The sequence below is a fragment of the Williamsia serinedens genome, assembly GCF_024171725.1.
Lineage (GTDB): Bacteria > Actinomycetota > Actinomycetes > Mycobacteriales > Mycobacteriaceae > Williamsia_A > Williamsia_A serinedens.
Genome location: NZ_JAMTCG010000005.1, coordinates 228,720 through 240,170, shown reverse-complemented (window position 1 = coordinate 240,170; position 11,451 = coordinate 228,720). Strand labels below are relative to the sequence as shown.

General features: G+C 69.5%; 11 protein-coding genes. 4 read left to right on the top strand and 7 right to left on the bottom strand.

Annotation, left to right across the window (positions count from 1 at the left end):
* The 4 genes from LX12_RS14630 to LX12_RS14615 form a co-directional block, all read right to left on the bottom strand.
* Positions 1–849, bottom strand: a complete 849-nt coding sequence (locus LX12_RS14630) for an MlaE family ABC transporter permease (RefSeq protein WP_253655308.1) — start codon at positions 847–849, stop codon at positions 1–3.
* Positions 850–851: 2 nt separating this feature from the next.
* On the bottom strand, positions 852–1,616 hold the full coding sequence (locus tag LX12_RS14625; RefSeq protein WP_253655307.1) for an MlaE family ABC transporter permease: 765 nt from the start codon (positions 1,614–1,616) through the stop codon (positions 852–854).
* 221 nt (positions 1,617–1,837) lie between these two features.
* Complete coding sequence (locus LX12_RS14620; protein WP_253655306.1) at positions 1,838–2,728, bottom strand: 3-oxoacyl-ACP reductase; 891 nt, start codon at positions 2,726–2,728, stop codon at positions 1,838–1,840.
* A 79-nt stretch (positions 2,729–2,807) separates the two neighbouring features.
* Positions 2,808–2,996, bottom strand: coding sequence for a ferredoxin (locus tag LX12_RS14615; RefSeq protein WP_253647153.1), 189 nt, complete (start codon positions 2,994–2,996; stop codon positions 2,808–2,810).
* 133 nt (positions 2,997–3,129) lie between these two features.
* Between LX12_RS14615 and LX12_RS14610 the strand changes: the two genes are divergently transcribed.
* The 3 genes from LX12_RS14610 to LX12_RS14600 are packed head-to-tail and all read left to right on the top strand — an operon-like array spanning position 3,130 to position 7,032.
* The gene (locus LX12_RS14610; RefSeq protein ID WP_253655305.1) at positions 3,130–4,332 is read left to right on the top strand and encodes an acyl-CoA dehydrogenase family protein; all 1,203 of its coding nucleotides are present in this window, start codon (positions 3,130–3,132) and stop codon (positions 4,330–4,332) included.
* 28 nt (positions 4,333–4,360) lie between these two features.
* Positions 4,361–5,470 carry an acyl-CoA dehydrogenase family protein gene (locus LX12_RS14605; protein ID WP_253655304.1) on the top strand — a complete coding sequence of 370 codons (1,110 nt, stop codon included), beginning with the start codon at positions 4,361–4,363 and terminating at the stop codon, positions 5,468–5,470.
* Positions 5,467–7,032 carry an AMP-binding protein gene (locus LX12_RS14600; protein WP_253655303.1) on the top strand — a complete coding sequence of 522 codons (1,566 nt, stop codon included), beginning with the start codon at positions 5,467–5,469 and terminating at the stop codon, positions 7,030–7,032. Before LX12_RS14605 ends, LX12_RS14600 begins: the two co-directional genes overlap by 4 nt.
* 11 nt (positions 7,033–7,043) lie before the next feature.
* Here the strand turns inward: LX12_RS14600 and LX12_RS14595 are convergent, their stop codons facing one another.
* Positions 7,044–8,189 (bottom strand): NAD(P)H-dependent flavin oxidoreductase, encoded by a 1,146-nt coding sequence (locus LX12_RS14595; protein ID WP_253655302.1) that lies wholly within the window; start codon positions 8,187–8,189, stop codon positions 7,044–7,046.
* Between the two features lie 26 nt (positions 8,190–8,215).
* The gene (locus LX12_RS14590) at positions 8,216–9,874 is read right to left on the bottom strand and encodes an acyl-CoA synthetase (protein ID WP_253655301.1); all 1,659 of its coding nucleotides are present in this window, start codon (positions 9,872–9,874) and stop codon (positions 8,216–8,218) included.
* Between the two features lie 77 nt (positions 9,875–9,951).
* Between LX12_RS14590 and LX12_RS14585 the strand changes: the two genes are divergently transcribed.
* Positions 9,952–10,752: a crotonase/enoyl-CoA hydratase family protein gene (locus LX12_RS14585; RefSeq protein ID WP_253655300.1), complete on the top strand. Its 801-nt coding sequence runs from the start codon at positions 9,952–9,954 to the stop codon at positions 10,750–10,752.
* Here the strand turns inward: LX12_RS14585 and LX12_RS14580 are convergent.
* On the bottom strand, positions 10,739–11,392 hold the full coding sequence (locus LX12_RS14580) for a TetR/AcrR family transcriptional regulator (protein WP_253655299.1): 654 nt from the start codon (positions 11,390–11,392) through the stop codon (positions 10,739–10,741). The two genes, LX12_RS14585 and LX12_RS14580, sit on opposite strands and share 14 nt — an antisense overlap.
* Between the last annotated feature and the right edge of the window lie 59 nt (positions 11,393–11,451).

Genomic DNA, 11,451 nt, shown 5'->3' with positions numbered 1-11,451 from the left:
TCAGCCCGCCAGGTTGAAGTCGCCGTCGGCGCCGTAGATGGCGAGCGAGAGGAGCAGCGTGATGACGACGACCACGATGAGCGAGGCGCGCACGGCGTTGCCGACCGCGATGCCCACGCCGACCGGGCCACCGGAGGCGTTGTAGCCGTAGTAGGTGTGGATCATCATGACCGCGATCGCCATCGCGATCGCCTGCACGAACGACCACAGGATGTTCGACGGTATGAGGAACGTCGAGAAGTAGTGGTCGTAGACGCCCGACGACTGCCCGTAGAACAGCACCGTCGCGAAGCGAGCGGCCAGGAACGACGCGACCGAGGCGAGCGCGTACAGCGGGATGATCGCGATGAGGCCGGCGATGATGCGGGTGCTCACCAGGTACGGGATCGACGAGATGGCCATCGACTCCAGCGCGTCGATCTCCTCGCTGACGCGCATCGCGCCGAGCTGCGCCGTCGCGCCGGCGCCGATCGTCGCGGCGAGGGCGATGCCGGCGATGACGGGGACCGCGATGCGCACGTTGATGAACGCGGAGAAGAACCCGGTGAGGACCTCGACGCCGATGTTCGCCAGTGAGCTGTACCCCTGCACGGCGATGGTGCCGCCGGTGAACAGGGTGAGGAAGCCGACGACCACGACCGTGCCGCCGATGAGCGCGAGCGCCCCTGTGCCCATGCTGATCTCGGCGATGAGCCGCAGCGTCTCCTTCTTGTAGAGACGCAGGGCCCGCGGGATCGCGACGATGCTGTCGAAGTAGAACATCGCCTGGTCGCCCAGGGCGTCCCACTCCCCCGTCGAGCGTTGCGCCAGTCGGGATCCGCGGAAGGTGAGGCTGTGCGGCAGGACCACGGCTATCCCCCCGTCGCCTTCAGACCGACCGCGGTGACGACGACGTTCACCACGAACAGGGCCATGAACGAGTAGACGACCGTCTCGTTGACCGCGTCGCCGACGCCCTTCGCGCCGCCCTTGACGGTGAGACCGCGGTAGCAGCCGACGAGGCCGGCGAAGAGCCCGAACAGGGCGGCCTTGACCATCGAGATGATCAGCTCGCCCAGACCGGTCAGCAGCGTGAGGTTCGCGATGAACGCGCCGGGGTTCACGTCCTGCAGGTAGACGGAGAAGACGAAGCCGCCACCGAGGCCGATCGTGCACACGAGGCTGTTGAGGAGCAGCGCGACGATGGTCGACGCGATGACGCGTGGGACGACGAGACGATGGATCGGATCGATGCCGAGCACCCGCAGGGCGTCGATCTCCTCGCGGATGGTGCGGGCGCCGAGGTCGGCGCAGATGGCGGTCGCACCCGCGCCCGCGACGATGAGGACGGTGACGATCGGCCCGATCTGGGTGATGGTGCCCAGCGCCGCACCGGCGCCGGAGAGGTCCTGCGCGCCGATCTCCCGCAGCAGGATGTTCAGGGTGAAGCTGACCAGGACCGTGAAAGGGATCGCGACGAGCAGGGTGGGCACCATCGACACCCGGGCGATCGCCCACGACTGCTCGACGGTCTCGCGTGCCTGGAACGGGCGGCGCGGCAGTTCACGTGCTGCGGCCACGGCGAGGCCGACGAAGTCACCGACTCCGTTGAAGGGGGCCGCCAGTCGTGTCCTCACCGACTCTCCTCACACACACCCACGCCGTGGAGCCCGACCCGTTCGGCCCCGTCCCGGGAGGCGAACCCACTGCGTCCGATCATCGTGACCGACTCCCCGCGTCGCTGCCCGACGCGCTGCGACAACGGCTTTCGCGTCGTCAGGGGGTGTGGTCGAAGGCAACTTAGCATGCGTCCAATTGCCTGCCGTGGATGTTGGTCGAATACACAGACTCGTCGCCGTCAGCCCGCGAGCGCGCGTGCCGCCGAGAAGGTCTGCGACGGGTCACGATCGGCGAAATAGCTGCTCAGACGGTCCGACAGGGCCGCGGGGTCCCAGGCGTCACCATCCGCGGTGAAGGTCTGCTCGACGGTCGGGGCGGCCATCAGCGTCACCTTCGGACCGTAGACGACGAACACCTGACCGCTCACCGCCGCCGAGTCCGGCCCGGCGAGGAACTGCACCAGGCTCACGACGTGGTCGGTCGAGAGCGGGTCGACGCCGTCGGTCGGTGCCTCGCCGAACACGCCGGCGGTCATCGCGGTGCGCGCGCGGGGGCATATGGCGTTCGCGGTGACGCCGTAGCGCGAGAGGATGCGGGAGGCGGAGAGCGTCAACGCCGTGATCCCGGCCTTCGCGGCGCCGTAGTTCGCCTGCCCCTCGGGGCCGAGCAGACCGGCCTCCGACGAGGTGTTGACGATCCGTCCGTACACCGGCGCGTCAGCGGCCTTCGACGCGGCGCGCCAGTGGGCGGCGGCGTTGCGGTTGAGCAGGAAGTGCCCGCGAAGGTGCACGCGGAGGACGAGATCCCACTCGTCGTCGCTCATGTTGAACAGCATCCGGTCGCGGACGACGCCGGCGTTGCACATCAGGACGTCGAGCGACCCGTGGTCGTCGACGGCCGTCCGGACGATCTCGGTCGCCGTCGCGGACTCACCGATGTCACCGGCGACCACCACCGCCTTGCCGCCGGCGGCGGCGATCGCATCGACGACGTCACTGTCGTCGAGTGCCGCGGCCAGATCGTTCACGACGACGGTCGCGCCCAGCGCGCCCAACCCGACGGCCTCGGCCCGACCGAGGCCCGCGGCCGCCCCGGTCACGACGGCGACCCGCCCTTCCAGAATCTGCATGAGCTAGAACCTGTTCTAATTCTGCCGCGATGTCAAGGGCACGGGGTTCGTCGTGCGTGCCGGGTGCGGGCCTCGGGGGTCACTCGATGGAGAGCGCCGCCTTCGGGCAGTTCGCCACCACCTGGCGCATCTCCTCGAGCCGGTCGTCGGGAACCTCTTCCTGGAGGATCACCAGGTAGTCGTTGTCGTCGAGGTCGAACACGTCGGGAGCCATCCCGACGCAGACGGCGTTGGACTCGCACAGGTCGAAATCTGCCTTGATACGCATGTCGTGACCTTCCGTTAGCCAATTGCGTGCATTGACGCACTGCACGCCCTCACGTTAGAACGTGTTCTAGAGTCTCACCAGGGTCGACCCACCGACCGAACGTTCCCTCACCGATACTCTCACGGAGTCCGCCATGCGCATCGCCTATACCGACGCCCAGGAGGAGCTCCGACGCGAGCTCCGCGGCTACTTCGCGCGACTGATGACACCCGATCGGCGCGCGGCCCTCGCGTCAGACTCGGGCGAGGTGGGCGCGGGCAACGTCTACCGCGAGATCGTCGCGCAGATGGGCGCCGACGGGTGGTTGGCGCTGGGCTGGCCCGAGGAGTACGGCGGCCAGAACCGTCCGATGATGGACCAGCTGATCTTCACCGACGAGGCGGCCATCGCCGGTGTCCCGGTGCCGTTCCTGACGATCAACTCCGTCGCGCCGACGATCATGCACTACGGCACCGACGAGCAGAAGGCGTTCTTCCTGCCGAAGATCGCCGCAGGCGAACTGCACTTCTCGATCGGCTACTCCGAGCCCGGCGCCGGAACCGACCTCGCGTCGCTGCGGACGACCGCCGCGCTCGACGGCGACGAGTTCGTGATCAACGGCCAGAAGATGTGGACGAGCCTCATCCAGTACGCCGACTACATCTGGCTCGCCTGCCGGACCGACCCGTCGTCGATGGAGCCCGGTGGCAAGAAGCACAAGGGCATCTCGATGCTCATCGTGCCGACAACCGCCGAGGGGTTCAGCTACACACCCGTCCACACGATGGCCGGCGTCGACACGAGCGCCACCTACTACTCGGACGTCCGGGTCCCGCGTTCGGCGCTCGTCGGCGAGCTCGGCGGCGGCTGGCCGTTGGTCACCAACCAGCTCAACCACGAGCGCGTCGCCCTGTGTTCGGCCGCGCCCATCCAGCAGGCGCTGCGCGAGACCGTGGAGTGGGCGCAGAACACCAAACGTGCCGACGGGAACCGCGTCATCGACGCCGAGTGGGTGCAGCTCAACCTCGCGCGGGTGCACGCCAAGGTCGAGTTCCTCAAGCTGATCAACTGGAACATCGCGTCGACGGCCACGCAGGGTGGGTCACCGTCCCCGGCCGACGCCTCCGCGACGAAGGTGTTCGGCACCGAGTTCGCCACCGAGGCCTACCGGTTGCTCATGGAGGTGCTCGGTCCGGCCGCCACGCTGCGTGGGAACTCGCCGGGCGCCCAGCTCGCAGGGCGGATCGAACGGTTCCATCGGTCGTCGCTGATCCTGACCTTCGGCGGCGGCACCAACGAGATCCAACGCGACATCATCGCCATGCTCGCCCTGGGCCAGCCCGCCCAGAAGCGGTGACCCCGAAGCGCTGACCGAGAGGCCCCCCATGGATTTCCGACCCTCCGACGAGGCCGCCGACGTCGCGGGCCTCGCGCATGACATCGCCGGGAAGATCGCGACGCCGGAACGGATCGCGGCGGCCGAGAGTGCCGACGAGCCCCTCGACGCCGCACTGTGGTCGGCGCTGGCCGACGCCGGCCTCCTGGCCCTCGAGGCCGACGAGGCGGACGGCGGCGCCGGACTCGGCGTCGTCGAGAACATCGCGGTCGCACAGGAACTCGGGTCCACCCTGGCGCGCGTACCCTTCGGGCCCCACGCGATGGTGGCCGTGCCGCTGATCGCGCGACTCGGCGGGCAGAAACTGCGTGCGACATGGCTGCCGCGCGTCACCGACGGTTCCTCCATCGTGTCCGTCGCGGTCGACGGGGAGCTCTCCGACGACCCGCTCGCCCCGACGATCACCGCACGACCGGACGGGGACGGGTGGGTTCTCGACGGCACCGCGCTGTCGGTGCCGTTCGGCGCGTCGGCGACCGCCATCATCGTCACGGCGACCGCAGCCGACGGCACCCTGGCCGCTCTGGTGTCCCTCGACAGGGACGGGATCACCCGAGAGGACGCTCGGACGACGGGTCTCGTGCCCGCGGCACACGTCGAGTTCACGGCGGTACGGGTGGCGCCGGACGACGTCCTCGGCCGGTCCGACGCGGTCACCGCCGTCGTCGACCGACTCACCCTCGCGCAATGCGCCGACCAGGTCGGCGTCGTCACCGGCGCACTCGAGCGGACCGCCGCGTACGCCCGGGAACGCGAGCAGTTCTCGCGACCGATCGGATCGTTCCAGGCGGTGGCCCAACGGCTGGCCGACGGCTACATCGACGTCCGCGCGGCGACCCTCACCACGTTGCAGGCGGCCTACCTCGTCGGCGCGGACGACCCGGCCGGCACCGAACTGGCGACCGCCAAGTTCTGGGCTGCGGAGGCCGGGCACCGGGTCGCGCACACCGCCGTCCACGTCCACGGCGGGGTCGGTATCGACACCAGTCACCCGCTGCACCGGTACTTCCTGCGTGCCAAGCAAAACGAGTTCGCGACCGGGTCCGCGACGACGGCGCTGCGGCGCATCGGTGCGGCGTTGGCGGCCGAGCCGGTGTGACAACCGGGGTGTCGAGCGTCGCGATCTCCGACCTGCTCGACCGCCTGGCCGACGTCGACGACCGCGGGATCCGCTGCGGGGACGCCTCCGTCAGCTGGCGTGACCATCTCCTGGAGGCGCGTAGGTGGGCAGCTGCCCTGCGTGCCCGCCTCGACCCTGCCCGACCGCCGCACGTCGCCGTCCTGCTCGACAACACCCCGGCGTTCGCCACGGTGCTGTCCGCCGCCGCCCTCGATGGTCTCGTCGTCGTCGGACTGAACACCACCCGCCGCGGCGCGGCGTTGTCGCGCGACATGCGCCTCGCCGACTGCGCGCTGGTCCTCGTGGAACCCTCCACCGCGCCGCTCCTCGACGGTGTCGACACCGTCGACATCCCCGTCGTGGACGTCACGTCGTCGGCCTGGCTCGCCGAGGTCAGCGCGCAGCGCGGCCTCGTCGGGGCGTCGCACCGCCCCGCCCCGGACGACCTGTTCATGCTGATCTTCACCTCCGGCACCAGCGGCGACCCGAAGGCCGTGCGGTGCGACAACGCCAAGGTGACCGGCGCAGGGGTGATGCTCGCCGACCGCTTCGGGCTCGGCGCCGACGACGTCGTCTACCTCGCGATGCCGATGTTCCACTCCAACGCCGTCATCGCCGGGTGGGGGGTCGCGGTCGCCGCCGGCGCATCCGTGGCCCTGCGCCCGCGGTTCTCCGCGTCCGGGTTCCTGGACGACGTCCGGCGTTTCGGCGCCACGTACGCCAACTACGTCGGCAAGCCGCTGAGCTACGTCCTCGCGACGCCGGCCGCCGAGGACGACGCCGACAACCCGCTTCGGATCGTCTACGGCAACGAGGCGTCACCGTCGGACATCGCAGCGTTCTCCGATCGGTTCGGTGTCCGCGTCGTCGACGGTTTCGGCTCCACGGAGGGCGGTGTCGCGATCGGGCGGACGCCGGACACGCCTGTCGAAGCGCTCGGCCCGCTCGTCGCCCCGGTCGCCGTCGTCGACACCGACACCGGACTCCCCTGTCCGCCTGCGGAGTTCGACGCCGACGGCCGGCTCCTCAACGCCGACGTCGCCGTCGGGGAGATCGTGAACACCGCCGGACCGGGGGCCTTCACCGGCTATTACGGCGACCCCGCCGCCGACGCCGACCGGATGCGCGGCGGGGTGTACCACAGCGGCGATCTGGCCTACGTCGACCGCGACGGCTTCGTCCACTTCGCAGGGCGGATGGGTGACTGGGTCCGTGTCGACGGGGAGAACGTCGGCACCGGGCCGATCGAGCGGATCCTGCTGCGCCACCCCGGGATACGTCTCGCGAGTGTCTACGGTGTCGCCACCGACGTCGGCGACGACATCGTCGCGTCCGTGATCGCCGACGACCTGTCCGCCGGCGAGCTGTCCTCGTTCCTGGCGGCGCAGTCCGACCTCGGCCCGAAGCAGTGGCCTCGTCACGTGTGCGTCGTCGACGAACTGCCCACCACCGCGACGTTCAAGGTGCTCCGGCGCGATCTCGCCGCGTCGAACCCGGAACCGACGTGGACCCTGGACCGCTCGACCTGCACCTACCGCTGACGATTCCGCGCTCAGGCGTCGGCGGTGTGCGGCATGGTCGCCGCCAGTCGCTCGACGGTGCGCGTGTACTCCTCGACGAGCCCGTCGATCAGGTCCGCGACAGGGGTGATCGCGTTCATCCGTCCGACGATCTGTCCGGCCGGCATCGCGACGACCTGCGGGTCGTCGGCGGCGGAGATCCGCGAGTGGGCGTCGGCGACGAGCAGGTTCTGCAGCGGCATCGGCAGGGGCGCAGGCGCATCCGGCGCATCCCAGGCATCGGTCCACTTGGTCTTCAGCAGCCGGGCCGGCTTCCCGGAGTAGATCCGACGACGCACGGTGTCATGCGAGGTCGCGGCCAGCAGCGCCCGCTGGATCGTGGTCGGTCCGTCGCCCTTCGCGCCGAGCCGGTACTCGGCGGCGGTGAGCCAGTACGACCCCATCCACACACCGTCGGCACCCGAGGCCAGCGCCGCCGCGATCTGGCGACCGCTCCCCACACCACCCGCCGCGAGGACGGACGCCTTGTCTCCGACAGCGTCGACGACCTCCGGCCACAGGACGACCGAGGTGATCTCGCCCGTGTGACCGCCGGCCTCGTATCCCTGGGCGATGACGATGTCCACACCGGCGTCGACGTGGTGCAGAGCATGCGACCGCGCACCGGCGAGCGCAGCGACCTGGACACCGTGGGCGTGGGACGTCGCGATGACGTCCTCCGGAGGCGACCCCAGCGCGTTGGCGATGAGGCGGATCTGCCCGTACCGGTCGGCGTGCTCCATGGCGACGTCGACGTGCGACCGGGCGACGGAGTGCAGCCATCCGAGGACACCGGCGTTCACCCGCTCCTCGCCCTCGAGCGTCGGCACGCCGAGCTCGTCGAGGGTGCGCTCGACGAACGCGCGGTGTTCGGGCGGGATCATCGCGTCGAGGTCGACCTTCGTGCCCTCGGTCGGGATCTTCGCGGGCATGACGATGTCGACGCCGAAGGGCTTGCCGTCGGTGTTCTCGTGCATCCAGGTGAGGACACGGTCGAGTTCGTCGGTCTCGTTGAACCGGACGCAGCCGAGGACACCGAGACCGCCGGCGCGGCTGATGGCCGCGGCCACGTGCTCGGACGGGGTGAACCCGAAGATCGGGTACTCGATGCCGAAGCGATCGGCGAGAGCGGTGCGCATGGATTGCCTGTCTGTCGGGATGGCCGTCAGGAACGGGTGGACGAGACCTCGAGCGTCTCGTCGGCGGGGCGGGACTCCGTGACCTCGTGGCCCCAGCGGTAGTTCGGCTTGCCGGCGGGCGAACGCTTGATCTCGTCGACGAACCAGACGCTGCGCGGGCACTTGTACCCGGCGATCTGCTCGCGCGCGACGGCATTGATGTCGGTGAGCGCCGGACGGTGGCCGTCGCGGGCGGCGATCACCGCGGCGACCCGGTTGCCGTACCGGTCGTCGGGGACGCCGACGACGACGGTGTCGAACACGTCGGGGTGCGCCTTGAGCGCCTGCTCGACCTCCTCCGGGAAGATCTTCTCGCCTCCCGAGTTGATCGACACCGACCCGCGACCGAGCATCGTGATGGTGCCGTCGGGTTCGTACCGCGCGAAATCCCCCGGCATCGAATAGCGCACGCCATCGAAGGTCGTGAAGGTCTTCGCCGACTTCTCGGGGTCGTTGTGGTACCGCAGCGGGATGTTGCCGGTACGCGCCATGAGACCGACCTCGTCGGACCCGACCGGGATGACCGTGCCGTCCTCGCGGAGCAGCACGGTGTTCGGGTCGGCCTTCACCCGCGGACCGCCTGCGTGCGCCTGCCCCTTCTCGACGGCTGTCATGCCGCCGAATCCCGTCTCGGACGAGCCGATCGCGTCGACGATGATCGCGTTCGGGAAGCGGTCGACGTACTGGTCCTTGACGCTCTGCGAGAAGATCGCGGCCGACGAGGCGATGGACACGACCGACGAGGTGTCGTAGTCCTTCTCCAGCAGCGCCTCGATCATGGGCCGCCCCATGGCATCTCCGGTGATGAAGACGACGTTGGCCTTGTGCCGCTCGACGATCTCCCACGTCTGGTGGGCGCCGAACTCGGGGTAGATGATGGCCTTCTGGCCGCCGAACAGGGCCTGGAACACGGCCCACTGCGACCCGCCGTGGATGAAGGGCGGGATCGGGAACCGCACCAGCTGGCCTCCCGCGGCCCCCTCGTTCGCGAACTTCCACTCGTCGGTGACGGGTTCGCCGGTGTACCAGTCGGTTCCGCCGCCGAGGACGCGGAAGACGTCGTACTGCCGCCAGACCACACCCTTGGGCTTCCCCGTGGTCCCGCCGGTGTAGAGGATGTAGAGGTCGTCGTCGGACCGCTCCTCGAAGTCCCGCTCCGACGGGTTCTGGGCGACCGCGTCCTCGAACTCGATCGCGTCGGCCGTCAGGTGACCGTGGTTCAGGGCGTCGGCGATGTCCTTGCCGGTGCCGTCCTCGATCACGATGAGGTGCTTCAGGTCCGGCGCCTTCGGCAGCACCTTCGCGACCTTCTGCGTGTACTGACGCTCGTAGATCAGCACCGACATCTGCGAGTCGGTGAAGATGTGCTCGAGTTCGGCCTCGACGTACCGGAAGTTGACGTTGACCATCACCGCGCGGGCCTTGAAGATCGCGACCATCGCCTCGACGCACTCGAGGGTGTTGCGGCTGTACAGCCCGACGGTGTCGCCGGGCTGCACCCCCAGCGCCCGGAGCTGGTGTGCCAGCGCGTTGCTGCGGGCCTCGAGTTCGGCGTACGTCCGCGACGCGCCGTCCGTCTCCAGGGCGACGCGATCGGGCATGAGATCGACGGCGTGCTCGACGAGATCGGCGATGGTGAAGGCCATGGCACAAAACTAGAACGTGTTACCGTTTTGGGCAAGGAAACCGCAGAACACCTGCCCGATCGAGAGCGAGTCGTCGCGTGTCCGAGAACCCCCGCGAGCCCGAGTGCCTCGTCGAGAAGCGCGGCCACACCCTCGTCGTCACCCTGAACCGACCCCAGGCGCGTAACGCGCTGTCGACCGAGATGATGCGGATCATGGTCGAGGCGTGGGACCGCGTCGACTCCGACGACGACATCCGGGTCGCCGTCCTCACCGGCGCCGGCGGCTACTTCTGCGCGGGCGCCGACCTGAAGGCCATGAGCAGACAGGCCCCCGGCGACAGCTTCGAGTCGGGCGAGTTCGACCCCACCCATCTGCCCGCACTGCTCAAGGGCCGGCGGTTGTCCAAACCGCTCATCGCGGCCGTGGAGGGGCCGGCCATCGCCGGCGGCACGGAGATCCTGCAGGGCACCGACATCCGCGTCGCCGGCGAGAGCGCGCGGTTCGGTGTGGCGGAGGCCCGGTGGGGACTGTTCCCGATGGGTGGAAGTGCCGTGCGCCTCGTCCGCCAGATCCCGTACACCATCGCCGCCGACATGCTCCTCACCGGACGTCAGGTCTCGGCACAGGAGGCGTTGTCGTACGGGCTGATCGGGTACGTCGTGCCGGACGGCACCGCGCTGGAGAAGGCACTCGAGATCGCCGAGCGCATCGCCGCCAACGGTCCGGTGGCCGTGCAGAACATCCTGCGCACCATCCGTGACACCGAGGGGATGCACGAGATGGACGCGTTCCCGGTCGAGACGGCACTCGGCAAGAAGGTGTTCGCCAGCGACGACGCCAAGATCGGCCCGACGGCGTTCGCGAACAAGGAGAAGCCGGTCTTCACCGGCCGGTGAGCGACCCCGTCGGCGATGCCTGCTCGCCGAGGATCTCGGCGACCACGGGCGGCAGCACCGCCGACGGCAGACCCGACAGGGTCCCGAAGAACGCCGACCGGCACACCGCGACGACGTCCTCGGGGTCGATGCGCTTGTCGGTGAGCATCTCGTAGCAGGCGGCGCGGAGCAGGCCGATCCACCCGCGGAGTGCCAGGACCAGGATCGGCGCGGGGTCGTCGCCGGCGCGGCCCGCGGCGAGGATCCGCGACACCTGCACGTCGATCGACCCGGACACCAGGGCGACGATCTCCGGGTCGCTGCTGACACCGCCGCGGAACACCGCCCGCACGCCGTGCTCGTGGGCGCGGCAGTGGTCGACGAACGCGCGGATGCCGTTCTCCAGCTGCTCGATCGGCGACAGCGCGGGGTCCGGTGCGGTCTCGTGCATGAGCCGCTCGTTCTCCCGGGTGAGCATCGCGACGAAGAACTCTCGTTTGCCCGGGAAGTAGTGGTAAAGCAGACCGCGTGAGACCCCCGCGAGCTCGGCGACGCGCTCGATGTGGACCTCGTCGTAGGGGTGGGTCGCGAACAGTTCGACACCGAGATCCAACAACTGGTCTCGCCGACGCTCGGGGCTCATCCGCGTTCGTCCGGCCACCCACGTCACGCTACCCGCGCCGCACCTTACTTGACACCGGTTCAGTACCCCGGGAGAGT